Source organism: Nostoc sp. (assembly GCF_036917355.1).
In the GTDB taxonomy this organism is placed as follows: Bacteria; Cyanobacteriota; Cyanobacteriia; order Cyanobacteriales; family Nostocaceae; genus Nostoc.
This window is the reverse complement of the sequence record NZ_JBALDP010000111.1, coordinates 85,071-109,772: the sequence shown is the minus strand read 5'-3', so window position 1 is coordinate 109,772 and position 24,702 is coordinate 85,071. Positions and strand designations below refer to the sequence as shown.

The 24,702-nt window shown below is 44.1% G+C and carries 18 protein-coding genes, 29 tRNA genes and 1 pseudogene; 10 read left to right on the top strand and 38 right to left on the bottom strand.

Annotated elements, in window-relative coordinates; translation table 11 throughout:
* Positions 1-34: 34 nt before the first annotated feature.
* Complete coding sequence (locus V7K53_RS33375; protein WP_335201723.1) at positions 35-763, top strand: class I SAM-dependent methyltransferase; 729 nt, start codon at positions 35-37, stop codon at positions 761-763.
* Positions 764-1,160: 397 nt separating this feature from the next.
* On the opposite strand, the gene V7K53_RS33370 is transcribed toward V7K53_RS33375, so the two are convergent.
* The gene (locus V7K53_RS33370; RefSeq protein WP_335201722.1) at positions 1,161-2,120 is read right to left on the bottom strand and encodes a glycosyltransferase family 9 protein; all 960 of its coding nucleotides are present in this window, start codon (positions 2,118-2,120) and stop codon (positions 1,161-1,163) included.
* Positions 2,121-2,189: 69 nt separating this feature from the next.
* On the opposite strand from V7K53_RS33370, the gene ispD reads away from it, so the two are divergent.
* The 3 genes from ispD to V7K53_RS33355 all read left to right on the top strand — a co-directional run bounded on the left by ispD (position 2,190) and on the right by V7K53_RS33355 (position 4,179).
* Positions 2,190-2,873 carry a 2-C-methyl-D-erythritol 4-phosphate cytidylyltransferase gene (gene ispD, locus V7K53_RS33365; protein ID WP_335201721.1) on the top strand — a complete coding sequence of 228 codons (684 nt, stop codon included), beginning with the start codon at positions 2,190-2,192 and terminating at the stop codon, positions 2,871-2,873.
* A gap of 245 nt (positions 2,874-3,118) precedes the next feature.
* Positions 3,119-3,661, top strand: a complete 543-nt coding sequence (gene scpB / locus V7K53_RS33360; RefSeq protein ID WP_335201720.1) for an SMC-Scp complex subunit ScpB — start codon at positions 3,119-3,121, stop codon at positions 3,659-3,661.
* A gap of 170 nt (positions 3,662-3,831) precedes the next feature.
* Positions 3,832-4,179, top strand: coding sequence for a DUF760 domain-containing protein (locus V7K53_RS33355; RefSeq protein WP_094347414.1), 348 nt, complete (start codon positions 3,832-3,834; stop codon positions 4,177-4,179).
* Positions 4,180-4,276: 97 nt separating this feature from the next.
* On the opposite strand, the gene V7K53_RS33350 is transcribed toward V7K53_RS33355, so the two are convergent.
* Positions 4,277-5,485, bottom strand: a complete 1,209-nt coding sequence (locus tag V7K53_RS33350; protein ID WP_335201719.1) for an HhoA/HhoB/HtrA family serine endopeptidase — start codon at positions 5,483-5,485, stop codon at positions 4,277-4,279.
* A gap of 346 nt (positions 5,486-5,831) precedes the next feature.
* Here V7K53_RS33350 and V7K53_RS33345 point away from each other — a divergent pair, with 346 nt between their 5' ends.
* Positions 5,832-6,731: a LysM peptidoglycan-binding domain-containing M23 family metallopeptidase gene (locus V7K53_RS33345; RefSeq protein ID WP_335201718.1), complete on the top strand. Its 900-nt coding sequence runs from the start codon at positions 5,832-5,834 to the stop codon at positions 6,729-6,731.
* Positions 6,732-6,795: 64 nt separating this feature from the next.
* On the opposite strand, the gene V7K53_RS33340 is transcribed toward V7K53_RS33345, so the two are convergent.
* Positions 6,796-7,833, bottom strand: coding sequence for an isochorismatase (locus V7K53_RS33340; RefSeq protein WP_335201717.1), 1,038 nt, complete (start codon positions 7,831-7,833; stop codon positions 6,796-6,798).
* A 210-nt stretch (positions 7,834-8,043) separates the two neighbouring features.
* Between V7K53_RS33340 and V7K53_RS33335 the strand changes: the two are divergent.
* The 3 genes and pseudogenes from V7K53_RS33335 (at position 8,044) to ctpC (ending at position 11,625) form a co-directional block, all read left to right on the top strand.
* A pseudogene (locus V7K53_RS33335) lies at positions 8,044-8,622 on the top strand (SMI1/KNR4 family protein).
* A 246-nt stretch (positions 8,623-8,868) separates the two neighbouring features.
* Positions 8,869-10,095 (top strand): (E)-4-hydroxy-3-methylbut-2-enyl-diphosphate synthase, encoded by a 1,227-nt coding sequence (ispG, locus tag V7K53_RS33330; protein ID WP_335201716.1) that lies wholly within the window; start codon positions 8,869-8,871, stop codon positions 10,093-10,095.
* Positions 10,096-10,341: 246 nt separating this feature from the next.
* Positions 10,342-11,625 carry a carboxyl-terminal processing protease CtpC gene (ctpC, locus tag V7K53_RS33325; RefSeq protein ID WP_335201715.1) on the top strand — a complete coding sequence of 428 codons (1,284 nt, stop codon included), beginning with the start codon at positions 10,342-10,344 and terminating at the stop codon, positions 11,623-11,625.
* Positions 11,626-11,704: 79 nt separating this feature from the next.
* Here ctpC and V7K53_RS33320 read toward each other — a convergent pair whose 3' ends face one another.
* From V7K53_RS33320 to V7K53_RS33310, 3 genes are all read right to left on the bottom strand, one after another.
* Positions 11,705-11,890 carry a DDE transposase family protein gene (locus tag V7K53_RS33320; RefSeq protein WP_335201714.1) on the bottom strand — a complete coding sequence of 62 codons (186 nt, stop codon included), beginning with the start codon at positions 11,888-11,890 and terminating at the stop codon, positions 11,705-11,707.
* 134 nt (positions 11,891-12,024) lie between these two features.
* On the bottom strand, positions 12,025-13,752 hold the full coding sequence (locus V7K53_RS33315) for a succinate dehydrogenase/fumarate reductase flavoprotein subunit (RefSeq protein WP_335201713.1): 1,728 nt from the start codon (positions 13,750-13,752) through the stop codon (positions 12,025-12,027).
* A gap of 214 nt (positions 13,753-13,966) precedes the next feature.
* Positions 13,967-14,284, bottom strand: a complete 318-nt coding sequence (locus V7K53_RS33310) for a hypothetical protein (protein WP_099102821.1) — start codon at positions 14,282-14,284, stop codon at positions 13,967-13,969.
* Between the two features lie 518 nt (positions 14,285-14,802).
* Between V7K53_RS33310 and V7K53_RS33305 the strand changes: the two genes are divergently transcribed.
* The gene (locus tag V7K53_RS33305; protein WP_335201712.1) at positions 14,803-15,600 is read left to right on the top strand and encodes a hypothetical protein; all 798 of its coding nucleotides are present in this window, start codon (positions 14,803-14,805) and stop codon (positions 15,598-15,600) included.
* Between the two features lie 77 nt (positions 15,601-15,677).
* Here V7K53_RS33305 and V7K53_RS33300 read toward each other — a convergent pair whose 3' ends face one another.
* The 4 genes from V7K53_RS33300 to pds form a co-directional block, all read right to left on the bottom strand.
* The gene (locus V7K53_RS33300) at positions 15,678-17,000 is read right to left on the bottom strand and encodes an ABC transporter substrate-binding protein (protein ID WP_335201711.1); all 1,323 of its coding nucleotides are present in this window, start codon (positions 16,998-17,000) and stop codon (positions 15,678-15,680) included.
* Between the two features lie 192 nt (positions 17,001-17,192).
* Positions 17,193-17,284 (bottom strand) — tRNA-Ser (locus tag V7K53_RS33295).
* Between the two features lie 116 nt (positions 17,285-17,400).
* Positions 17,401-18,333: a 15-cis-phytoene synthase CrtB gene (crtB, locus tag V7K53_RS33290; protein WP_335201710.1), complete on the bottom strand. Its 933-nt coding sequence runs from the start codon at positions 18,331-18,333 to the stop codon at positions 17,401-17,403.
* Entirely contained in the window at positions 18,317-19,756 is a 1,440-nt protein-coding gene (gene pds, locus V7K53_RS33285; RefSeq protein ID WP_322678627.1) for a 15-cis-phytoene desaturase, read from the bottom strand. Before pds ends, crtB begins: the two co-directional genes overlap by 17 nt.
* Before the next feature lie 437 nt (positions 19,757-20,193).
* Here pds and V7K53_RS33280 point away from each other — a divergent pair, with 437 nt between their 5' ends.
* The gene (locus V7K53_RS33280) at positions 20,194-21,282 is read left to right on the top strand and encodes a glycoside hydrolase family 3 protein (protein ID WP_335201709.1); all 1,089 of its coding nucleotides are present in this window, start codon (positions 20,194-20,196) and stop codon (positions 21,280-21,282) included.
* Positions 21,283-21,376: 94 nt separating this feature from the next.
* Here V7K53_RS33280 and V7K53_RS33275 read toward each other — a convergent pair.
* The 28 genes from V7K53_RS33275 to V7K53_RS33140 all read right to left on the bottom strand — a co-directional run bounded on the left by V7K53_RS33275 (position 21,377) and on the right by V7K53_RS33140 (position 24,292).
* Positions 21,377-21,447 (bottom strand) — tRNA-Lys (locus V7K53_RS33275).
* Between the two features lie 138 nt (positions 21,448-21,585).
* Positions 21,586-21,668, bottom strand: a tRNA-Ser gene (locus tag V7K53_RS33270).
* A gap of 7 nt (positions 21,669-21,675) precedes the next feature.
* Positions 21,676-21,749: transfer RNA gene (locus V7K53_RS33265), tRNA-His, on the bottom strand.
* A gap of 6 nt (positions 21,750-21,755) precedes the next feature.
* Positions 21,756-21,829: transfer RNA gene (locus tag V7K53_RS33260), tRNA-Ala, on the bottom strand.
* Between the two features lie 99 nt (positions 21,830-21,928).
* Positions 21,929-22,002, bottom strand: a tRNA-Arg gene (locus V7K53_RS33255).
* Positions 22,003-22,008: 6 nt separating this feature from the next.
* Positions 22,009-22,084: transfer RNA gene (locus tag V7K53_RS33250), tRNA-Val, on the bottom strand.
* Between the two features lie 5 nt (positions 22,085-22,089).
* Positions 22,090-22,161: transfer RNA gene (locus V7K53_RS33245), tRNA-Gly, on the bottom strand.
* Between the two features lie 102 nt (positions 22,162-22,263).
* Positions 22,264-22,336, bottom strand: a tRNA-Thr gene (locus V7K53_RS33240).
* A 12-nt stretch (positions 22,337-22,348) separates the two neighbouring features.
* A tRNA-Met gene (locus V7K53_RS33235) sits at positions 22,349-22,420 on the bottom strand.
* An 11-nt stretch (positions 22,421-22,431) separates the two neighbouring features.
* Positions 22,432-22,504 (bottom strand) — tRNA-Leu (locus V7K53_RS33230).
* A gap of 4 nt (positions 22,505-22,508) precedes the next feature.
* Positions 22,509-22,581, bottom strand: a tRNA-Pro gene (locus tag V7K53_RS33225).
* Between the two features lie 6 nt (positions 22,582-22,587).
* Positions 22,588-22,665: transfer RNA gene (locus tag V7K53_RS33220), tRNA-OTHER, on the bottom strand.
* Positions 22,666-22,901: 236 nt separating this feature from the next.
* Positions 22,902-22,974 (bottom strand) — tRNA-Pro (locus tag V7K53_RS33215).
* A 1-nt stretch (position 22,975) separates the two neighbouring features.
* Positions 22,976-23,053: transfer RNA gene (locus V7K53_RS33210), tRNA-Leu, on the bottom strand.
* Between the two features lie 6 nt (positions 23,054-23,059).
* Positions 23,060-23,162 (bottom strand) — tRNA-Leu (locus V7K53_RS33205).
* Positions 23,163-23,168: 6 nt separating this feature from the next.
* A tRNA-Gln gene (locus tag V7K53_RS33200) sits at positions 23,169-23,244 on the bottom strand.
* A gap of 3 nt (positions 23,245-23,247) precedes the next feature.
* Positions 23,248-23,320: transfer RNA gene (locus tag V7K53_RS33195), tRNA-Gln, on the bottom strand.
* Between the two features lie 5 nt (positions 23,321-23,325).
* Positions 23,326-23,400 (bottom strand) — tRNA-Asn (locus V7K53_RS33190).
* Positions 23,401-23,406: 6 nt separating this feature from the next.
* Positions 23,407-23,481 (bottom strand) — tRNA-Phe (locus V7K53_RS33185).
* A gap of 81 nt (positions 23,482-23,562) precedes the next feature.
* Positions 23,563-23,637: transfer RNA gene (locus V7K53_RS33180), tRNA-Arg, on the bottom strand.
* 4 nt (positions 23,638-23,641) lie between these two features.
* Positions 23,642-23,731, bottom strand: a tRNA-Ser gene (locus V7K53_RS33175).
* 4 nt (positions 23,732-23,735) lie between these two features.
* A tRNA-Tyr gene (locus tag V7K53_RS33170) sits at positions 23,736-23,818 on the bottom strand.
* Between the two features lie 7 nt (positions 23,819-23,825).
* Positions 23,826-23,897, bottom strand: a tRNA-Glu gene (locus V7K53_RS33165).
* A 6-nt stretch (positions 23,898-23,903) separates the two neighbouring features.
* Positions 23,904-23,978, bottom strand: a tRNA-Trp gene (locus V7K53_RS33160).
* 3 nt (positions 23,979-23,981) lie between these two features.
* A tRNA-Met gene (locus tag V7K53_RS33155) sits at positions 23,982-24,057 on the bottom strand.
* A 4-nt stretch (positions 24,058-24,061) separates the two neighbouring features.
* A tRNA-Cys gene (locus V7K53_RS33150) sits at positions 24,062-24,134 on the bottom strand.
* Positions 24,135-24,137: 3 nt separating this feature from the next.
* Positions 24,138-24,214 (bottom strand) — tRNA-Glu (locus V7K53_RS33145).
* Positions 24,215-24,218: 4 nt separating this feature from the next.
* Positions 24,219-24,292, bottom strand: a tRNA-Asp gene (locus V7K53_RS33140).
* Positions 24,293-24,702 lie beyond the last annotated feature (410 nt).

The following is a 24,702-nucleotide window of genomic DNA, read 5'->3' as shown; positions in this document are numbered from 1 at the left end:
AATCAAACAAGCTTGAGAAAATGAGGGTTTTGGAATGAAAAATTTAGTACCTGAGCGTGCAACATCTGAAGAAGAACGTTTCCAAGATGACTATTATTCGTACTTTGAAGCCCCGGAAAATCTCACCCGATATACACCTACAGGTGGTTTTTTAAGTAATGCTTTTCCAGAAAACTCATTCTCATTATTAGATTTAGGATGCGGTAATGGGGCTTTAAGCAAATATCTTCCGGCTCGATGTGACTATCTAGGAGTCGATCACAGTGAATTAGCTATTGAACAATGTTTAAAACTCTACCCAAATAGAAAGTTTGTTACCAAAGATTTATCGGTTTTCCTGTCTGAACTTGTTGAAGAGAATAAAAAATTTGATGCAGTCGTGCTAGCGGGTTTGTTATTTCACAGCATTAACAAAGAAACCCAAGAAAAAAAAGACGATCAAGAAATTATTCAATTTTGTCTGAATAAAATATTAAACGACAAAGGATATCTTGTACTCATTGTACCTTTTTGCTACGGCGATCATCCATCTCACAGTTTGTTTGTTCGAGCAGAGTGGCTACAAAAGTCAATAGAAAAAATGCTAGAAATTGCTAATGCAAAAATTGTTCACGAGAATATATCTCTACAAATTGGTTTGGAAAAGAGGGTTAGACAGCAGAAAGCCACTCCTGACTGGTTTGTTTCCGATAGTAGTGCTGATTATCCCAGTATATTTGTTGGAACATATATGGCAAGCTGGACATTTATTGCTTGCCTATAATAAATACCATTTTGGATTTTAGATGAGGAATTTAACCTGTAGAGATGCGAAATTGTACTTCATCTTGCTGGCTAACGCATCTCTAAGGATTTTGGGTTTAACTCAACAGTATTAAGCACTAGTAGTCTGTCAAATTCATTTTGGCGGTTAGAAAGACGCGATAAATCACCGTCTCTACAGTCAATTTATCCGTCAATTAGTTCTTGACATACTACTAGAATAAATAGATTATTCTAAATAAAAACTGAAAACTGTTTCCAACTTGTGACAACAGCTGAGTGATAAATTATAGAGCTTTTCATTTGTATGGAATATATATTCACCTCTCTCCTGTAAAGAGAGAGGTTTTGAGGCTTACTGTCTGTTCTAGGTATCTAAGTTTGGGAAAACTACTAGTTTAGCCACCCCAAATTTTCTCTAAAACTGCGTTTGGTGAAATATCCGCCGTTTTTCCCGTAAGGGATTCAATAGCCAGAAATTTATCGTTTTTCGGCAACAACTTAGCTGGATCGCTGGGGCCAAATATGGCAATGGTATAGGTTTGAACTGCAACACTTAGTTGTAGTGGTGCGCTATCAGTCGATAACATCAAATTTGCCCCAGCAATTATGGCAGTTAACTTACCAATATCATCTGGGGCAGTCACCTTGATATCTGGAGAAGACTCCAGAAGCGATCGCACAAACTGCTCATCATCAACTCCCTTAATAACAACCACAGGTAAATCCGGCTGCTTTTGTTGGAAGGCTTGAATAATTTGCTGCCAATTCTCGACAGGGTAGATTTTATCTAGTTCTTTAGCCTGGGATAACTGGCCAGAACCGCCATGAATCAAGATATAGCCTGTTTCATGAACCCCTAAACGTTTTTGTTCCTTTTGTGCCCACTCAATATCTGGTTTTGGCACATTTACTGCTAACTCTGGGACAGGGCTATTTATTTCCAACGGTTGCAGCAAGTCATGGTAAACTGCTGCCGCATACTGGGATGATTTAAACGGCACAGCATGGGTAAGAAAACCCGATCCTTTGCCTTGGTAGCCAATACGTATAGGAATTCCCGTCAACCAGAGTAAAAGACCCACCAACCAATTTTGCTTAACAGCAATGGCAACATCGTATTCGCGATCGCGAATAGCTCCCACTAAATTACCCCAATCTGCCAGACTGTTACGGTCATTAAAATCAAAGTTCAGCACCTCGTGAACTGACTTGCTCACTCGGTAGGCAGCCTTTGACCGGGGTTCAACAAAGACATCTATCTGAGCGTTTGGGTAATGGCGCTTCAGGTCATCTAGAGTCGGAAAGAAGAGAACTTGGTCGCCAATTCCGCCAGGTACAAGGGCTACTACTCGCATAATATTTATTGACGCTTACTCGCTCCCTATTTTAGGGGAAAATATATAGCTTAAAGATTGAGGAATTCTGTGTATTTACTAATTCCAGCTGCGGGAATCGGAAAAAGAATGGGTAGTAACCGCAATAAACTCCTGCTAGTCGTGCGATCGCAACCAATTATTGCTTGGACTTTATTAGCCGCAGAAGCCGCCAGTACAATCAGTTGGATCGGGATTATTTCTCAGTCTAGCGATTGGCCAGAGTTAAATGCAATTCTCGCCGATCTGAAGCTGACTAAACCAGTAGAATTAATTCAAGGCGGTTCCACCCGCCAAGAATCTGTTTACAATGGTTTGCAATCTCTGCCAATAGCCGCAGAACAAGTGTTGATTCACGATGGTGCTAGATGCCTGGCCACACCAGATTTATTTAACTCTTGTGCCGAGGCCATTCGCCACTGTCCCGGTTTAATTGCTGGTGTACCGGTCAAAGACACCATCAAAATTGTTGATGAACAAGGCATAATTCAAGAGACACCCGACAGACGACAACTATGGGCGGCACAAACTCCCCAAGGATTTGATGTCAAGTTGTTGAAACAGTGCCATGCTGAAGGAGTCCGTCAAGGTTGGGAAGTAACAGACGATGCTGCCTTATTTGAAAAGTGCGGCATCGAAGTCCGAATTGTCGAGGGAGAGGAAACAAATTTAAAAGTGACCACTCCACAAGATTTAGCGATCGCAGAATTTATTCTCACAAGTAGAGGCTTTTGAGAAGGGAATAGGGTACAGGTTACAGGGTACAGATATATTTCCTGTAACCTGTCACCTTTCCCCTAATCCCAATGCCAAATTTGAAAGTTTAAAAAAATACTTTGACAATTTACGATATAATGCCACACACTTATTGATTGTTAGTTGTCATGTACTAATGACCAATACTTCTCTACGAGAGGCTACGCCAACGACTACGCTCAGTACAAGTGACTAATAACCAATGACTAACGACTAATGACTAAATGATTACAGCCACAGCGACGAAGATAGAAGCAATTCTCTATTTAAAGGGTAAACCCTTGTCGCTCGGCGAAATCGCCGAGTATGCCGCGTGCGATCGCGCTACTGTCAAAGAAGGCATAATTGAACTCATGGACAACTATGCCCACCGAGATAGTGCCCTAGAGGTAATAGAAACCCCAGATGGTTATAGTTTGCAACTCCGGTCTGACTTTCACGATCTAGTGCAAACGATGATACCTGTAGAATTGGGTGTAGGTGCATTGCGGACTTTAGCTGCGATCGCCCTTAATAGTCCGATACTCCAGAGCGACTTGATTAACCTACGAGGTTCAGGAGTATATCAGCACGTCCCAGAACTTGTTGAACTTGGTTTCATCCGCAAACGCCGAGACAGCGATTCTCGCTCCTACTCACTCCAAGTAACCCCAAAATTCCATCAGTATTTTCAAATTGAACAACTTCCACAAATACTTTCTACAAGTCAGAAGGAAGAACAACTAGAACTAGAACTAGAACTAAAGGGAGTGGCAAGTAGGGAGTAAAGAAGGTAATAGGGTACAGGTTACAGCGTAGAGATCATTCCCTATAACCTGTCATCTGTCATCTCCCCGCTAATCCCACTCCCTTCTCTAGACTTATACCCGTGGTGAATGCGCTACTCTTGTACTATGGTTTAGAGTAGAGTTAGCAATTAAGCTAAATAAAACTGCCAATGGTGTTTAATCCTGACTTTTTGAATGACAACTCCGAGGAACACCCTAATCAACTTCTTTCCGACCACTCTGAGGAATACCCTAATCAGTTGCTCAAATATCTACAGCATCAGTCTCCTGATGTTTTAGCTAGGGTTGCTCAGTCCGCTAGCCCCGAAATTAAACAAATCATTTCGCAAAATGTCCAAGGGCTAGTGGGAATGCTCCCGGCAGAAAATTTCAACGTGCAAATCACAACAGATCGGGAGAATTTAGCTGGACTTCTAGCGTCGGCCATGATGACGGGGTATTTTCTGCGACAGATGGAACAAAGAATGCAGTTAGAGCATTTGTCTAATGGTCAATAATTAATAGTAACTAGTCAAACATTCTAGGACTATTGACCAAATAATCACTAATTCGTAATTCGGAATGACGCTCTCTAGGAATTACGAATTATTTTGACTAATTCTTTTCAGGATAGGCTCCTGATTGGACTTTGAAGGTTTGAACTTTGCCGCTGCGGTTGACTTCGATCGCTATTATGTCTCCAACTTTGCTCGACTCCACCAGCCTCTGAACTTGGGCAGAAGTTTTGACCGGTTTCCCGTTAATTTTTTGAATCACGTCTCCAGGAAGGAGTCCTCCACGCTTGGCTGGGGAATCATCTGTGACTCCTTTAATCACAATTCCAGCATCTTGTTGAATATTTAGCTGATTTTCTTGATTAATCTGCTGTTTTCTGATGGGAGAAAGGTCTGCCATTTCAACACCCAAGAAGGGATGTTCTACACGCCCTTTAGTAAAAAGTTCATCAGCAATGCGGGCAGCGGTTTCAATGGGAATGGCAAAACCAAGTCCTTGAGCATCAGCGCGGATGGCTGTGTTAATACCAATCACTTCGCCTTGGGCGTTTAACAAGGGGCCACCAGAATTACCAGGATTAATTGCGGCATCAGTTTGGATAAAGCTGACTCGCTTATCGGGGACACCAACTTGAGTACTAGTGCGATCGGTAGCACTGATGATGCCAATAGTAACAGTATTATCTAAACCCAGAGGATTGCCAATAGCGATCGCCCATTGCCCTGGGATCAGGTTTTGCGAATTGCCCAGTTTTACCGTCGGCAAATCATTCGCTTTTATTTTCACCACCGCCACATCTGTCACAGAATCAACTCCTACCACCTTCCCCTCCAGACTCCGACCATCTTTAAGGGTAACTTGTACTGTATCTGTATCTGCTACTACATGAGCATTGGTGAGTAATTCTCCATCTTCGCTCAAGATAAATCCCGATCCTGTACCGCGCTCAATGCGTTCTTGAGGAATTGGTTGATCGTCCTCTCCAAAGAATCGCCGCAAGATGGGATTTTTCAAAGCGTCAGAGATAGGATTGGCTACTTTACGAGTTGCATTAATTCGCACTACAGCCGGGCCAACTTTTTGCACTGCCGTCGCAATAAAATTCACGTTATCGCCACCAGTTGCCCCAATAGCTCCATTAGGAGAATTCGGAACTACGGATTCTGGAGGCGAAGCCATTGTTACATTTCTTAACTGTTGGAACGAGCGATTTTGTGGCAGGAAATAGCGACTGCCAAACAAACCTGCACTACCGCCAATTACCAGTAAAAACACATAAACCGCCAGTTGCTTTAAGGATAACTTCATAATTGTTTTGCTCAAGAACAGCAATGCAGTTGCTAATTTCTAAGTGTAGTCAAGCGAACGGCAAGTGGACAGATCAATTTACGAGAAATTAGGGATTGGGGAAAAAGGCAGGGGGCGCAAAGCAGGCTTGCCGTGACTTGTGCCGAGCATCTCGACTTACTTCGACTACGCTCAGTACAAGTCGCTCGATGGAACCGGAGCCGAGGTAGCGTAGTCGAGGTAGCGTAGCCGAACAGGAGCAGAAGCGAAAGGGATAATTTTTATTCTGCCCCTGCTTCCCGGCTTCCTCGCAACTTCCACTCTTCCCATCTAAAATCTAAAGTTAATGCGCTCTTGACCTTTATACATGACTTTACCCTTTCGTCAACTGTTTCTCTGTAGCTTAGTTAGCGCCTTGGGCCTAGTAAGCATACTGCCCTACTCAAACTCAAACAGTGCTAACGCTGCTGTGGGTGGTTGCTCGACTCCAGCCTTATCTCGCTTCCAACGCCATAAAGTTGTTCGTGGCGAAACTTTGGAGAGTATAGCGCAGCGTTACAATCTCATTCCGACAACTATTATTGGCATGAATCCAGCTTTGCAGAACGGTGCACCTGCCGCCGTTGGTAGTGTGCTTCAGATTCCTCCCTACAATGGGATTGTAGTCGAAGTGCCTCGCGGTCAAACTTGGCGACAAGTGGCGGCACAATACAAAGTTCGTGCTGATAGCCTGTTTGAGGTGAATGGCTGCCAACAAAACCCCAGAATCGTGTTTGTTCCGGGGGTAAATTGGTCGCCCAATGGCGTTGTAACTAAGTCCCCTTTACCTAGTGATCCAGATACACCAAACCGTGCATCTTTGTCTGGATATCCCTTAGCACAAGTGGCAACTGTAGGATTAGCTTACGGCTGGCAAATAAATCCTGGGACAGGTGAAGTTTTCTTCCATAGTGGTGTTGACTTATTAGCACCAGTTGGTAGTAATGTGCTAGCGATCGCACCTGGAACTGTAGCCTTTGCCAGCGATCAAGGTTCTTATGGCAAATTGGTCATTATTAACCACAGCGGCGGACTCCAAAGCCGCTACGCCCAGCTTGACAGTATCAAAGTTACTGTCGGTCAACAAGTAAAAAAAGGAGACTTACTAGGAACAGTAGGCACTAGTGGAAAACCAAGTTCCACTCAACCGCATCTCCATTTTGAAGTGCGTTCTAGCTCATCTCTGGGTTGGGTAGCAGAAGATCCAAAGGGCTATTTGAAAAAATGAAGTTCGTTTTGAAACGCAGAGAAAATCTCTGTGTTCCTCTGCGAAACTTTTGCGATCCTTTGCGTTAAAAAAATGATGCTATATTTTCGCTAGATTTTATGATGTGCATTCCTGCCTCTGCAAACCTTGCAAATGCTGAATCTGCCTGTTCTGTGTAGTCCACAACACCAGGGACAACAACGGGGGAAGTGGAATCTTCTAACAGATAGATTTTTTTGGCAAGGGTAGCATCTACCTGTTTAATTTCTGTTAATAAATCGTCAATTGTCCAAGCGACGCAGTGACTTTTAGCTTGACCACCAATAATTACTGCATCATATTCTAAAAGTTGTTTAATCAGGCGCGTGTTCTTTTGAGCGAGTGGACGTTGTTCAAAATCTTCCAACACTTCTGGACGTAAGATGGAATAGTTTTCTGTTAAAGGATTTTCACCTTTGATTTCAAATTGCGTTTGACTCTGACGCGCAATGCCGTGGAAAAATATCGCTTCTTCTACCGATGAAACTAGAGCATGACCAATACCACCCAACATAGAATGATAAGGCCAAACTGTGAGGGGATATTTACCGTCTTGACTTAGTTGCTTAACGTAATGGTAAGTATGTTTTTCTAATAATTCATAATTGCCATTAGTAACAGTGTCAGCAACTGCTGGGTTGACTTTCCAAATACCTTGTTGAATATCTGCTGGTGTAATGCTAGTTGCGGCTGGGGTGGGATGTCCTCCCGCAGCATTTACCCAAAAGATCGGATGGAAGATTTGCGTTGCTGTGTGGGTATCTAGAGTAGGTACAATTTTTGTAATTACTCCCAAGTTGCGATAGATAAACTCACATAATCTGACATTATCATCTACCGCCCCTTTCCCAGATTTTCCACTTACAAATAGTTCAAATCCAGGGATGCAGAAGGTGTTTTGGACATCAATTAATAGTAAGCAAATCCGGCTTTCATCTAAAGATGCAGGTTTGATATCGTGTTGTTTTGCCCAGATTTCAGCTTCGGCGGCACGTTCTTGGTAAGGTACGCGCCAGACTTCGCCGACTTCTTCAGGGTTGAAGTGTGGGGGGATTGGTAGTTGGGGTGTTATTTGGGTGTTCATAAATACAGTCGCTTTTATTCTGTAATAACATCTACAATTTCAATCCCCAAATTTTCTCAAGTCTAAATTAAATAGTATATTTGTATTATAAAAACATAAATTTAGCGATCGCTGTCATCCCAACTTCGCAACATCACCAACCGTCGATCTAACCACTCATCTGTAAACCAACCATAAGGCAAAATATTTATATTCAAGGCAGCTACAAGTATGCAGGAAATTTGGACAAGAATAGAATTCTGGCTCAAAACTAATACTCCACAAGTTCTTGATACATTGAACCCTGGAGCATCAGAGAGTCAGATCGAGGCAGTAGAAGAAGCTCTACTGATACAGTTGCCTGATGATGTCAAGAGTTCTTACCGTATCCATAATGGACAATCAGGCTACAATTATGGGCTGATTAATGGACGAGAATTTCTATCTCTTGAACGTATTCAAGATGAATGGTAAGTTTGGAAGGAACTTCTAGATGGAGGTAATTTCGATGGTTGTGAAAGTCAGCCAGAACCAGGAATAAGAATTTGTACAGATTGGTGGAGTCCGTTATGGATACCACTAACCTATGACGGTGCTGGCAATCACGATTGTCTAGACTTAGCTCCTGCTAAAGGTGGCAAAGTTGGACAAATTATTCAGATGTGGCATGATGACGGCAAGAGAGAACTCGTCGCTTCAAGTTTTCAGAACTGGCTAGAGGAATATGCCACTGGTTTAGAATCTGGTCAATATGTTTTCTCGCATAAATACGGAGGTATATTCAAAGCGAATAGTATCTGGTGTGTGTAAATTTAGGAGCAACGCAACTTAATCAGGTTAAAGCGATCGCACTCCAGCTACTCAATTAAAAGGATTTTAAGCAACATATCTTTACAAAAGAGCAAAACTCCTCAATTGCTCTTTATTTCTTTGCCTTTCTGATTCTCCATTTTTTTCTATATTAATCGTCCAAAAAAGCGCTAGCTGTGGCAATCTGGGAAACAGAGATTTATTAAATCTGATATTTGAGCAACAGCAAATTTACCTAATCAGGTTATGCAAACTCTGCCCACAGTAAACACTTCAAGCATCACATCACCTCAAGCCACCTTTGATACAACCATCAAGCGGCGTAAAACCCGTTCCGTAAAGGTGGGAAATGTCACCATTGGCGGCGGCTACCCCGTTGTAGTGCAGTCAATGATTAACGAAGACACTCTTGATATTGATGGTTCCGTAGCTGGTATTCGTCGTCTGCACGAAATTGGCTGCGAAATTGTCCGTGTCACAGTGCCAAGTATGGCTCATGCTAAAGCTTTAGGGGAAATTAAACAAAAATTAATTAAAACTTACCAAGACGTGCCAATTGTGGCTGATGTCCATCACAACGGGCTAAAAATCGCTGTGGAAGTTGCCAAGCACATAGAGAAAGTACGGATTAATCCGGGTTTGTATGTGTTTGAAAAGCCAAACATCAATCGAACTGAATATACTAAAAGCGAATTTGACGAAATTGGCGATAAAATCCGCGAAACCTTAGAACCTCTGGTAGTTTCTTTGCGCGATCAAGGAAAATCGATGCGAATTGGGGTAAATCATGGTTCCCTTGCGGAGAGAATGCTATTTACTTACGGTGACACCCCCGAAGGAATGGTGGAATCTGCTATAGAATTCATCCGCATCTGTGAATCTTTGGATTTCCGCAACTTGGTAATTTCCATGAAAGCCTCACGAGTCCCGGTGATGGTGGCCGCCTATCGCCTCATCGCCAAGCGCATGGATGAACTGGGTATGGATTACCCGCTACATTTAGGCGTTACAGAAGCCGGTGATGGCGAATACGGGCGAATTAAATCTACAGCAGGTATTGCTACCTTACTTGCTGATGGCATTGGTGATACAATTCGCGTCTCATTGACAGAAGCACCAGAAAAAGAAATTCCCGTCTGCTACAGCATTCTCCAAGCTTTGGGATTGCGAAAAACGATGGTGGAATACGTCGCTTGTCCTTCCTGTGGACGCACTTTGTTTAATCTAGAGGAAGTGCTGCACAAAGTCCGGGAAGCCACTAAACACTTAACTGGGCTAGATATCGCAGTTATGGGTTGTATTGTCAATGGTCCCGGAGAAATGGCAGATGCCGACTATGGATATGTTGGCAAAACACCTGGTTATATTTCTTTGTATCGTGGTCGAGAAGAAATTAAAAAAGTCCCAGAAGATAAAGGTGTAGAGGAATTAATTAACCTGATTAAGGCAGATGAACGCTGGGTAGAACCTTAAAGGGAGCAGGGGAGCAGAGGAGAAGTTGCAGTAAGTTTTTCTCCTCTGCCTCTCTGCCCCTCCGCATCTCTGCCTCTTGTACCCAATGCCCAATCCCCAAAAACTTTGTATCTTTTAGCCATCAAGTTCGCCGGATTGTCAAGTATTTTGTTTAAATTAAGGATACATACTCGGTCTGTACAGTGGTAGCCTGTGTTAGATTGAGCATACTGACTATATTATTTTCCCTCTGACGCAGCTGTCATTATGGTGATTACAAAAAGTAGGCTTGTTTTGGGTGCTACGGCAGTTACACTCTCCACGATCGCTGTTACTAGCCTTGGCATTCATTCGCGAGGTCAGGCTTTATTTAAAGCAAGTCCTAAAGAATTAGTAGATGAAGTTTGGCAAATTGTTCAACGTCAATATGTCGACGGTACTTTTAATCAGGTAGATTGGCAGGCTGTTCGTAAGGAATACTTGAGCAAGTCCTACAGTAATCCACAGGATGCATATAAGTCCATTCGGGAAATGCTGAAAAAGCTAGAAGACCCCTACACCCGGTTTATGGACCCAGAAGAGTTCAAGAACATGCAAGTTGATACCTCTGGAGAATTGACAGGGATTGGGATCACGATTAGTCAGGATGAAAAAACCAAGCAATTGGTTGTAATTGCGCCAATAGAAGATACACCAGCCTTTAAAGCTGGTGTTTTAGCAAAAGATATCATTCTCAAAATTGACGGCAAAGATACTAAGGGGATGGATACTAATCAGGCAGTGTCCTTGATTAGGGGTGAAGCAGGATCTCAAGTGAGCTTGACTATTCAGCGTGACGGTAAGACAAAACAGTTTGACATCAAACGGGCGCGAATTGAAATCCATCCAGTTAAGTTTTCTGAAAAGAAAACCCCAGCCGGAAATCTTGGCTATATCCGGTTGAACCAGTTCAGCGCCAATGCTGGTAAGGAAATGCAAACTGCCATCAAAGATTTAGAAAGTAAAAAGGTCGCTGGATATATTCTGGATTTGCGTGGTAATCCAGGCGGCTTACTCTTCTCCAGTGTGGATATTGCCCGGATGTGGATAGATAAAGGTAAGATTGTCTCCACTGTTGAACGTCAAGGAGAGGCAGAAAAGGAAGAGGCAAACGGAAAAGCCTTAACAGCTAAACCATTGGTGGTGTTGGTAGATAAAGGTTCAGCTAGTGCCAGCGAAATCCTCTCAGGGGCTTTGCAAGATAATAAGCGTGCTACCTTGGTCGGTACTCAAACCTTTGGTAAAGGACTAGTACAATCGGTGCGTCCCCTAGAAGATGGTTCAGGATTAGCGGTGACAATTGCTCATTACTATACCCCCAATGGTACAGATATCAATCACAAAGGCATTTCGCCAGATGTGAAGGTGGATTTGAGCAAAAAGCAGATGGAGGATTTGTGGCTCCATGAACGTGACAAACTCGCGACTCTTGCAGACCCTCAATTTGCTAAAGCGGTGGAAGTGATAGGTAAAAAAATTGCTGCTCAGGGGACATCTACAGCAGAAAAATGAAGAGTTAGGAATGAAAGTTAGGAGTGAATAGTGAGGAGTTAGGAATAAAGTCCGTCACTGTCAACTTCTAACTACTAACTTAAACTGGTTTGCACTTTCCAGCCCTAATAAGTCCGACACGTCGAGCGATCGCTTCTTCTTGCGAACTAAAAGGCCCCCACTGTTCTATAATTTCTAGATTATCGTCGCCAACTTGGTCGCTGGGGATAATTTCGCACTTTCCAGCAGAGCACTTGATAATATGCCAGGTTTGTGCATTATTCATATTTTAAATAAAAATCTTGTTTTTATAGTCAGAATTTTACTGCATATAGAAAATATCTTCGCGCTTACTGTTATTAATCGAGGTGGACAAAATTTTTGTAGTCCCCTCGATTTCTCACATAAATTTACTTTTGGCTAATACTTCCGCTCTTTTGGCTCAAACATAGTAATCGCCACCGATCGATATTGAATATCAATTCCGGCTGGTGAATAGTAAGCCATTGTGTGTTTGAGAAAGTTCGTATCATCTCGCTCGGAATAATCTTCACGGAAATGAGCGCCACGACTTTCTTGGCGATTTAGGGCTGATGCCAAAATAGTCTGCCCTACTACCATCAAACTTCGCAATTCTAAAGCTTCTACGAGTTCCGTATTCCAACAACTACCTTTGTCATCTAAATAAATTTGCGGGTATTTTTGTTGTATTTCTTCTAGTTTCTGCAAACCTTCAGTCATTAATGCCTCAGTGCGGAAAACACCGCAGTACTCAGTCATACAATCCTGAAAAGCTTCACGGACTTGGTTTATCCGGTACTGTCCTGGTTGTTCTAGCAAAGCTTGAATTTGTTGCTGGGCTTCTGTTACATACCGTTGCTCATCTACAGAGGGTAACTTACGTTTTTGCACAAATTTGGCGATCGCAGCCCCAGTTCTCTTACCATAAACTACACACTCCAGTAGAGAATTACTCCCCAAACGATTTGCACCATGTACAGAAACACAAGAAGTCTCACCCGCAGCAAAGAAAGCATCAACTAAACCATCACCACTACTGCGAACTTGACCATCGGTGTTAACTGGTATACCACCCATACAATAGTGAATTGTCGGACGGACTGGCATCGGTTGAGTTACCGCGTCAACACCTACTAGGCGATGGGCTTCTTCCCAACAAAAAGGAACGCGACTCATAATTTTTTCTTTGCCCAGATGGCGCAGATCCAGATAGACAAAGGGGCCACCAGCACTGCCATCAAGATGAATACCACGTCCAGCGCGAATTTCGTAAGCGATCGCGCGTGAGGTAATATCACGAGGAGCCAATTCCATGCGACTGGGTGCATAATTCGCCATAAAGCGATCGCCTTCACTATTAATTAGATACGCGCCTTCTCCCCGTACCGCTTCTGAAATCAGCACCCCTACCGGATATAAACCAGTGGGATGAAACTGGACAAATTCCATATCTTCGAGGGGTAAACCTGCGATCGCAGTCATTGCCAAACCATCACCCGAAGACGCGTAATCATTAGAAGTAGTGTTATAAACGCGACCATAGCCCCCTGTGGCAAACATCACTGCCTTAGCCCGCACCACCTCGATATGTCCATCCAAAAGATGGAACATGACCACACCCTTGGCCTCATTTTCTTCCAAAATGAGACGCATCACGTACCACTCTTCATAAACTTGCACCCCATAACGCCGCAAATTGTTAACCAATTCGTGCAAAATCGCGTGACCGGTTTTGTCAGCGGCGTAGCAAGTGCGGTTGTGAGAATGTCCGCCAAAAGCCCTTTGAGCAATCCGCCCATCGGGTAAGCGGGAGAACAAAACGCCGAGATGTTCCAAGTCAATCACCACATCTGGCGCTTCTTGGGCGAGAATCGCCACAGCATCTTGGTCTGCCAAGTAATCAGAACCCTTGACAGTATCAAAAGCATGTGCTTCCCAACTATCTTCGGAATCAACATTTTTCAGCGATGCAGCCATACCACCTTGAGCTGCAACCGAGTGAGAACGAATTGGGTGGGTTTTGGCAACCACAGCAATATTTAAACTAGGGTCAGTGCGGGCAATTTCTACAGCAGCGCGACATCCCGCCAATCCGCCCCCGACAATAATCACATCGTGTTCCAGCATAATTAGCCCTCTGATTGCAAACCACTGCTGTTCTATTGTAGAGAGGTGATTAATTAGCTAGTGCGTTGTAACGGTAGCATCTCTACAAAAAAATTCCCTGTCTACAGACAGGGACGTTATAACAAATTTTTAAATTAGGAGTGAAAAGTTAAAAACAAAGAGTTATGGCACAAATAGAGTGACTCATAACTCATAACTCATAACTCCTAACTCTTTAGCTAGTTGCTTGTACAGGTTGTTGTTGAGACACATTACCTGGTATAGGTTCCATTTTGGTTCCCGGCCCTACAGGACTGACTTCAATATGATTTAACAAGGTAGTGACAAACGCAAACAACAAGAAAGGTAGCGATAGCAGAACGACGAGACCCGCTGTTGCTAAAGCGTACACGGGCCGCTTGGCACCCATCAGCGCCAAAGCTGATGCCAAACTTAGGGTGATTGTAATCAGCCAAACAATTATTTGACCGTAGATATCACCGAAAGTCAGGGTACAGACAAACCGATACTTTTGAATATTATTTTCGCTCATCACATTTGCCTCCAGTCTCTCCTAATAGGTTCTACGTTAGAACTATGTTTGCCTTCTAGGCAATTTCTAAATATTTTTGCAAGCTTCGTAATATCACTTCACAATTTAGCTGCCTTTGGTGGTAAGACAGCTATGATAAAAAACTTCTTCTCTGCATTAGGAGAGGTCGCGATCGCCTCCTTAACAAACACCATCTTAATTTTAAGCAAAAAGACTATTTGTCATCTATCAAATTCAGGATATTTCAAACAAATATATTAATTCTATTTAGTTTGTGAAAATTGCAACCCACAAATTCCCGACCTTGTAAAAGTTGTTGGGTATCTTGTTTCTCATCAGCGATCCAGGATTGCTATAAAAGTTAATTTTTTGCTAGTAAATATTAACTAGAGAAATCAAGTAAAGTCAGAGTGCAAAAACCGATTTTTTGATGTTAAATTTTGAATATTGCCCAAATTTGTTGACTTAAATCAACAAAAATCTTTATTTTTCGTGGCAACATTGTTTTAGGAGTGAACGTGAATACTATTTTTCTTCGTAAAGGTGTTTTTTGGTTGCCAAGTATAGCTACTCTTGCATTCCTGAGTAGCGGTTTATCTGCAAGCGCCCAGACAGTAAACAAGTTGAGCAATCAGCCATTAACTCAACCTTCCGCAACCGTAGCGTCTCCCAAAGAGTTTAGCCAAAATATCTCTACAGAAACAACTGAAACTTTTACAGTTAGAAATCTAACTCAGGTACAGGAAAACGCTGGTGTAACACCTACACCTGTTCCAGGCACAGTGGCGACCTCATCTGCAACCCTCACCTCTGAACCAGTACAACCGACTTCTCAAACAACTGCTCAACCATCTGCTACAAGAGTGGCACAATCGGATATTGATTTAGGTAGAACTACTAGTGGTGGTAGTAGCTATCTTGGCGTCGCTGCTAACATTGGTTTGAGTGGTGGTGACACATCTTTAGGCGACGGTAACTTTGCAGTAGTCAGCAAAATTGGACTGACAAATTCTATATCAGTGCGACCCTCAGCCATATTTGGGGATAGTACCACAGTTCTACTTCCGATCACCTACGATTTTACCTTCAAATCAGCAGATGCTTTTAGCGAACCATTAGCGATCGCACCTTACGTCGGAGTGGGTGCAGCTTACAAAACTGGTGATGATTCGCAATTTGCCTTTTTGGTGTCTGGTGGCATTGATGTGCCTCTAACTTCTCAATTTACGGCAACAGCTGCTATCAATGCTGGATTCTTCGATGAAACTGATGTGGGCTTGTTATTAGGAGTTGGTTATAACTTCAGTGGGCTTTAAGAATTAGGAGTTAGGAATTAGGAGTTATTAAGATTAAATTCATAACTCATCACTCCTAACTCCTAACTCCTAAGTCTCTACTTAGGGGTAACTTTGTCAATCACCTTGATTGTGCCATCGTCTCCTACTGTCCAAACATCGTATACACCGACGACATCGCCATTAGCATCAACATCCACGTTGCCGCTGGCTCCTTGGTAGTTAATCTTTTTACCATCTTTAAGTAGCTTCAGCCCCTCGCAGACATCACTAACTTCTGTGCCAGGCCCATCAGCAACTTCCCGGATTTTGCTGGCTATGCCAACGCCTGTATTTTCCTTAGCAGCTTGCGCCGCCAATGTTAATAAAGCAGCCGCATCCCAAGCTTGAGGAGCATATTCCCCAGGCGTACCACCCTTTTTATCCTTCCACAGCTTGTTGAAAGCTTCTAATGCTTTACCATCGGAACCCGGTACTGTACCGATCGCTCCAGTTAAAATATATTTACCATCACCGCCTTTGCCAACTTGTTCGGGAAAAGTCGGTGACTTTACCCCATCTGTCAGCAGAATCTGTACTCCCTTCGCCACACCTTGCTGATAGGCGGCTTTCAGGAACAGACTACCAGTTTCCGCATAGAGTACAGCCAAGACTGCATCTGGTTTACCAGCAAAAGCAGCAGCCGCTTCTGTATCAAATGTCTGGGCTTTCGGGTCGTAGCGGACAGGCTTATCTTTATTAACGATTGTTCCACCCAATTTTTCAAAGGTTTGCACGAATGCTTTTTCAAAGCCTACGCCATAATCATTATTAATTACGACTGTAGAAACTCGCTTGAAACCTTTTTTTCTGGCAAGTTGAGCTAAAGCTAGTGCTTGGTAGGTATCGGGAGGAGCTGTACGTGCCCAAAAGCCTTTATAGTCGCCTTTTTGAGCCTTGTCGGTAAATACGGGACTGGTACTACCAGGAGAAACCAGCATAACTTTATTCGGGGTGGCAATGGAGACTGCTGCACTAGAAACGCTACTGGCAAAGGAACCAACTACACCTGCTACTTTATCTAAAGTTGCTAGTTTGGTCATACCAGCAGCTCCAGCTTTCGGGTCAGTTTGGTCGTCTACTTGCACCAAGGTAACTGATTCGCCATTCACCCCACCGCAAGCGTTAACCGTATCGACCAGTAAAGGTACGGAACCTAGCATTTGCTGTCCTACAGAAGCCAAGTCGCCTGTTGTCGGTAGCAGGGAACCAATTTTTAGCCCTTTAGCACTGCTTGTAGTAGTTGAGTTTGCCGCTGGAGTAGCGGTATTTGCGTTATTAGCTGTGCCGTTGGGGGTACTGCTATCACCACAAGCCCCAAGTAGAAACCCAGCCGCGAGGGTAGCTATACTTAAACTTAAGGCGGCACTAATTTTTCTCATAAATTACTCTCACTCCTCAAAATACTTAGGAGCCTAAAAATAAGATCCAAACTAGATTTGTAACTTAGCTGGATCTTATCAGGACTCCAAAGGATAAATCATATCATCCATCTTTGGGAGTAGAAATATTTACGCCGATATTAGTATTTCTTTTTTACACAGAATATACTCTGTGCATCAAAAGCTGAAAAACGGAGAGGGAGGGATTCGAACCCTCGGTACGGAGTTGCCTGCCGTACAACAGATTAGCAATCTGCCGCTTTCGACCACTCAGCCACCTCTCCTGACTCACGAATATCAATGTTACCAGACTTGTCAGTAAGAGTCAATAGTCATTTGTCATTTGTCATTGGTTATTCACAAAATACTAAGGACTAGGGACTAATGACTAATGACTAATTCAAAGGACTTGCGATCGCATCCAAGCTATGGGCAAGGTGCGTAACTTTTTCCACTGGGGAACGTAAGCCCGCTGACTGAATACATCGTAATCGTTGCGTTCAATCGCCTCCAAAATTTGACCGTACAGCATTGATGCTGCCCACACAGGCCAACGGGCATCGGATGCTAAATAAGTAATTCCCTGGTCGGATGTGGTGTAAAATTGGCGGGCGCGGTCAATTTGAAAGCGCATCAATGCTCGCCAACGATCGTCTACCACACCTTTGAAGAAGTCTTGCTCGGTATAGTTAAATTTTGCCAAGTCTTCCAGGGGAATATAAATCCGTCCTCGTTTGGCATCTTCTCCCACATCCCGCAGGATGTTGGTGAGTTGATTGGCAATTCCAAGAGCGATCGCTTCTTCTGTGGGAACATAAGGTTGTTTGTTCTGTTGCCACGGCGCTGCATATATGGTGTTATCCACACCCATAACTGATGTTGACATCAAGCCAACAGTGCCAGCAACGCGGTAACAGTAGAGGTATAAATCCTCAAAGGTTTCATAACGACTGCGATATAAGTCCATACGCTGACCGGCAATCATATCCCGAAATGGTTGAATGTCCATCGGAAAGCGCTGGAGGGTATCAACTAAAGCTACATCGTAATTTTCTAATGGACGCCCCGCAAAAATCGATTCCAGCTGCTGTTCCCATAGGTCTAGGGTTTCTGGCGTGGTAATAGCAGATGCGGGGCCATCCACCAATTCATCTGTACGGCGACACCAAGCGTAAATTGACCAAATAGATTGACGTTTTACCGGACTCATAAGCAAAGTACCCAGGTAAAAAGTCTTGGCATACTTTGCTGTGAGATGCCGACAAAGTTTGTATGACTCGTCTACAGAGACCAGCGTTTTCATGCGCGGCGGGGAATCAGGCAGTTGCAGCATTCGTTGCGGGCGGTCGGGTGAGCGTTTGCAGGTTTGAGGAATTTGCTACCGGGAGGGCCTCAGAAATCGCCTGCGCTGTCAGCTTACCAGAAAGTACGGCACCTTCCATACTGGCTAAGTAGCGTTGCATGGTGTAATCCCCTGAGAGATAGAAGTTACTAATGGGGGTTGTTTGCGAGGGACGGTACTGTTGACGACCAGGGGTCGCTTTGTAAACTGAACGGGGCGTTTTCACCACATGAGATTTCAGCAATGTTGCTGGATTGTCTCCCCCAAAGTGGTCGGGGAAGAGTTTTTCTAACTCGGCAATAGTTGCAGCCACAATCTCCTCATCGGATTTGGCAATCCAATCTTTTGCCGGGGCTAGAACTAATTCCAGCATTGAGCGTTCGGGGTTGGCGTATTCACGGCAGGTATTGCTCATATCAGCATAAACGCTTAGGAGGGGCGATCGCGAGAATAGCAAGTGATCAATTTGCGTAAGTTTACGATCGAACCACAAATGCACGTTAATTACAGGCACACCTTCCAACCCGTCTAGCTTTTGGAAAAACTCCATTTCTTTCCAAGGTGCTGGCAAAATTACCTTCAGAGGGTCAACCGGCATGGCAGAGACATACAAATCCGCCGTGAAAACTTCATCTTCGTCTCCATTCAACCCCCGCATCAAGTAACCTTTGACGCTACCATCGGCGTTTAGCAAAATCTCTTTTAAAGGGGCATTCAAGCGGACTTCTCCACCGCGTTCGGTGATGTAATCTACTAGAGGTTGACACAATCGTTCTGTTGGCGAACCATCCAGAAAGGCCATTTTCGAGCCTTTTTTTTCTTGGAGGAAACGATTGAGGGCAGTTAAAAGAATGGTTGCTGAAATTTCATCTGGCCCGATGAAATTCAGCGACTTGGCCATGGCAATAAAAACTTCTTTATTGACCCGTTCTGGAATTTTGTGTTTACGCAGCCAATCTGTCCAGGAATATTTGTCCATTTCTTCAACGTACTTTTGCCCCTGAATCATGGCCGGCAATAACCCGATGCCAAAGCGGATTTTTTCTGGCCATGTCAGCATGTCGTTGTTTCGCAGAATTGCCACTATACCATTAATTGGTGCCGGCAAATCTGGGAAATCAAAGCGACTGTAAGTACCTGGTGCATCTGGCTGGTTGAAGATCATTGTGTGTTCTTTCCACTGCAATCGATCTTCAATGTCTAGTTCTTTGAATAACTGCAACATATTGGGATATGCGCCAAAAAAGATGTGCAGACCTGTTTCGTACCAGTCTCCATCAGCATCTTTCCATGCGGCCACTTTACCGCCTAGAACGTCTCGACGTTCCAAGACAATGGGTGTGTGACCTGCGTCTGTAAGATATTTCGCGCAGGAAAGTCCTGCTAGTCCCGCTCCCGCGATCGCTACTCGCATGTAACCCTACTGCTCTTCAATATTTCTTAACCGTTTTATCGTTCTCATTATACGTTGCAATCCGTTACATTTGGCAGTTATTGTGCGATCGCTTCCCCAAAAAACTTTTGCCAAAGGGAATTTTACCTACGCGCACTTGCCCAAGCAAATTGCCAATACCTTGTTGGCAATAGCTTTGCGGTGTGCACTTTATCTATATTTACATGCAAGTGATTTAGGGAAACAAAAGTATTTCCTTTGACTGAAAATAGCTAATTTTAAAAGTTGTCTTAAAGTAGTTGATTTCTTTGCGAATTTGTGTATTTGCTCCAAGTAAATATCTGAGGCATTACTTAAAAGAAAACTTTCCTCTCCCTATAAGGGTGTAGGATAAATGTTTATATCCTCTAGGTTGAACAACCAAGTTGTTTACCGCACAACTTAATAGGTAAAAGATTATGGGTGTATCGCAGGAGCTAAAGCGCTTTGGACATCACTTAATTTTAGGTATTTCCGGCACTACATTAAGCGATGACGATAAACGCGCACTCAATGAATTAAAACCGATTGGGGCGATCTTTTTCGCTAAGAACTTTTTGGATGGCACCCCATATCAAGTTTGGCTGGAAAGCTTCAAGAATTTAAACAGGCAGATACGAGAATATACTGAACGTGATTCTATGTTCATGACTCTCGATCATGAAGGAGGTCGTGTAATTCGTACACCACTGCCAATTACCCGCTTTCCTCATGCCTTATTGCTGCGATCGCACGCCTACAAAGTAGCAAAAGCCACAGCACTAGAACTCAAATCACTGGGAATTAATTTATCTTGGGCACCTGTAACAGATATTTTTTCCCATCCCGATAACCCTGTGATTGGGCCTCGCGCCTTTGGTAACACACCCGAAACTGCCACTCAAGGTGCCCGTGATTACTACCTTGGACTTCGAGATTCAGGAATTTTGGGATGCGCCAAACACTTCCCCGGACATGGAGACACCAGTAAAGACTCTCACATTGAGCTACCAATACTGAATTTAACTCTAGAAGACCTGCGACTTCGAGAACTTATACCCTTCAGAGCTTTAATCGAAGTACAGATTCCTTTGATGATGACTGTCCATATCTTATTTCCCAAAATAGATCCTGATGTGCCAGGAACGCTTTCTCAGACTATCCTCAAAACCATACTGAGAGAGGAACTTGGTTTTGAGGGAGTAGTTGTATCTGATGATTTGGATATGAAAGCGATCTCAGATATGTTTATGAAAGCTGGTACTGTGGCGCGGTCATTTAATGCAGGCTGCGATCTATTTATTGTATCGCGTAATATTAATTCATCATCTATTGAAAGAACTTATCGGATTGCTGAAGATTTTGCTGATTCGCTCAGTAACGGTAGCTTAGACGAATCAGTAGTGGAAGCAGCTAGAGAAAGAATTGATAAACTACTGGCAGTAACACCGCAATATCCCATACATACTTTGGATAAAGATGTATTATTGCAACATGCTCAATTAGCGATCGCTAGTTGCTATTCATAACCCAAGGCGCATTCAAATTGCATATTAGCAATTGCCAAAAGCCTAACAAAGATTGCAATTGTTAATTCTTAATTTTTAATTTTTAATTGTTTAGTGGGTGGTATAGGGGTCGAACCTATTTCTGCGGGTTAAAAGCCCGCTGCACAGCCGGTATGCCAACCACCCTAGTTAATTTGAAAAAGAAATGAGCAAGTGCGATTTGTAATACCAACATTTAGATATAAATCCACCAGGGAGGTACTGCCCCTCCTATTTCTGTGTTATCAGCACAGCGCCTCGCTTTTCGGCTTCAGGTGGAAAAAGAGGAAGATGGAGGAATCGAACCCCTACAGTTGCCTGTACTCCAAGGTTCAAGCTTGGTTGCTGACCATTCAGCAGCATCTTCCATTCAAGGGTGCCTGACGGGGCTTGAACCCGCTATGACTGGTTCCACAAACCAGCGCCTCGACCATTTTGGCTTCAGACACCATCAGTGGAATCAATGGGACTTGAACCCATAACCTCCTGCTTGCAAGGCAGGCGCTCTAGCCACTTGAGCTATGACCCCATCAAATAAGTAAAAAGAGCAAAGTAAAAACTAAAAAGAAAGAGAAATAATTCAATTCATTCTTTTGACTTTTGACTTTTAACTTTTGACTTGTTCAGGCGGGAGTGGTAGGACTTGAACCCACAACTTTCGAGGTAGAAGCTCGAAGCTCTATTCCATTGAGCTACACTCCCAATATTTGGTAGTCCTGGCAGGAATTGAACCCGCGACATTCTTCTTGTAAGGAAGACACTCTACCAATTGAGTTACAGGACTACGCAAGCGAGTGGAGGGACTTGAACCCACGCACTGAGTATGGCGTACTCAGATGCTACCGATTACATCACACCCGCAAGTTCAGAGCGGACGGCGAGATTTGTAGCTTGCTTCCCGCAGGGTACTCGCACGAAGACGGTGGAAACGTCTCATGCTGCCGTTACATCACACCCGCATCAAGCTGGTAACAGGAATTGAACCTGCAACCTACTGATTACAAGTCAGTTGCTCTGCCAATTGAGCTACACCAGCACTATTTTTGGTAACGGGGGCAGGAGTTGAACCTGCCGATGTTCAGGTTATGAGCCTGACGAGCCACCGTTGCTCTATCCCCGCATATTCACCAATACCCCTGACTGGATTTGAACCAGCAACCTCTTCGTTCTAAGCGAAGCGCCTCTTCCGTTGGGCTACAAGGGCAAAGTCTGAGTGGCAGGGATCGAACCTACCACCTGGAGTTCCCGAAACTCCCGCGCTCCCATCTGCGCTACACCCAGATATTTTGGTACTCTCGACAGGATTTGAACCTGCAAAAAACTAGATCATCGGTAAGCGTGCGTCTTCCGTTCCGCCACGAGAGCTTAGTGCCCCTGACAGGATTTGTAGACGCGAAGCGGCTTCCCGAAGGGTACCTGCAAAATAGACCTCTCTCTTGCAAAAGTGCTTTTGCACTCTCGTGGGAAAAGGGTAAAGGTTAAAGGGCAAGGGAAAATACAAAACCTTTACCCTTTCCCCCTTTCCCTTTTCCCGACTTCTGCAATAAGTCTAATCTGGACTCTGATTCCAGCACGTATGCCAGTTCCGTCACAGGGGCATATCGGGATGGCAGGATTCGAACCTGCGACTCCATGCCCCCAAAGCATGGCTTCTGGCCACTGAATTACATCCCGTTGGTACTCCTGGTGGGAGTCGAACCCACAACCAAACAGATTTTAAGTCTGTCACCTCTTCCAATTGGGCTACAGGAGCAAATTTTGGTACTCTTGGTGGGAATCGTAGACGCAGAGCGGCTTCCCGCAGGGTACCCACAACATACCGTTTTTGAGACGGCAGCCTCTTCCAGTTGGGCTACAAGAGCAGAGTTTGGCAGCCCCACCAGGACTCGAACCTGGAATCTTCGCCTTCAAAGGGCGCTATGTTGCCAATTACACCACAGGGCTTTATTGCCAGGGCAGGGTTTGAACCTGCAACCTCATCGTTCAGAGCGATGCGACTTACCAATTCGTCCACCCGGCAATGAATGGCTGCCTCAGTAGGACTCGAACCTACAACCGCGCGGTTAACAGCCGCTTGCTCTACCATTGAGCTATAAGGCAACGAAGCCCCCCAGGTCGGAATTGAACCGACGACCTCCTGTTCTTCAAACAGGCGCTAACTACCAACTGAGCTACCGGGGGATAAAAAGGAGAGATAGGTTTTACCCAGTGGACTGGTTTAATTCAACTCGAATCAGCCACTCCATCATCTCTCCCATATAACGAGAGTGGAGGGATTTGAACCCTCACGTCTTCAGTTTCGTAGACTGAGATGTTATCCAGTTACACCACACTCTCAAAACGGAGAGAACAGGATTTGAACCTGCGACGGGTATTAACTACCCGTTTCCTCTTAGCAGGAGGACGCTTTCAGCCACTCAGCCACCTCTCCACAATGGGTCGAGCAGGATTTGAACCTGCGTGCAAAAAAGAACAGTTTTACAGACTGTCGCCTTCAACCAGACTCGGCCACCGACCCATAATGATTCCCCTGACGGGACTTGAACCCGCAATTTCTGCTTTGAAAGAACAGCGACTTAACCATTCGTCCACAGGGGCATGATTGGCGCAGGGACTAGGATTTGAACCCAGAACATCGGATTTGGAGTCACGAGGTGTTGCCGTTACACCATCCCTGCATTTGGTGGCAGCGGCGGGATTTGCACCCGCATATACCAGGGTATGAACCTGGGGCTTTGCTGATTAAGCTACGCTGCGACAAAGGTCAAGGCGGGATTTGAACCCGCGCTAATCGGTTTTGCAGACCAACGCCTTACCAACTTGGCTACCTGACCATTTGGGAGTCCCGACGAGATTCGCACTCGCAATCTTCAGCTTGAGAGGCTGACGGCTTAAACTATTTGCCTACGGGACTTCAACCAGGGTGACGGGATTTGAACCCGCAACATTTCCGCAGACAACGGAACGCTCTAGCCAGTTGAGCTACACCCCGATTTTTGAGACTCTGTGCCTAAAATTTTAGTTTTTTAGGCACAAATTTTGTTGGTGAACTTGCCCATTTCTTATTTAGTTTTCAAGGTTCAGAAAAATAACTTTTTACTGTTAGAAACTGTTAGGAAAACAACCGAAACTCTAGGTAGCAAGCCTATTGTGTATTACGGATGTATTCAGTGGTTTTGATGAGTGCAAACTTAGAACTTTTTTCGTTTCTTGCCTCTACTACCGATGGTTTGCAAGTAGGAGCAGTTTTGTTGACTGGGGACTCTGGTTTATTCCAACACCTGTCCTTTAGTTGTATGTAGAACATAACTTTGACTCTTGAGAAGCTTTGTCTTTCGCCTCACTACAAATATACTACAAAATACTACAAGAGGTGTCAAGGGGTTTTAGAAAGTTTTTTTG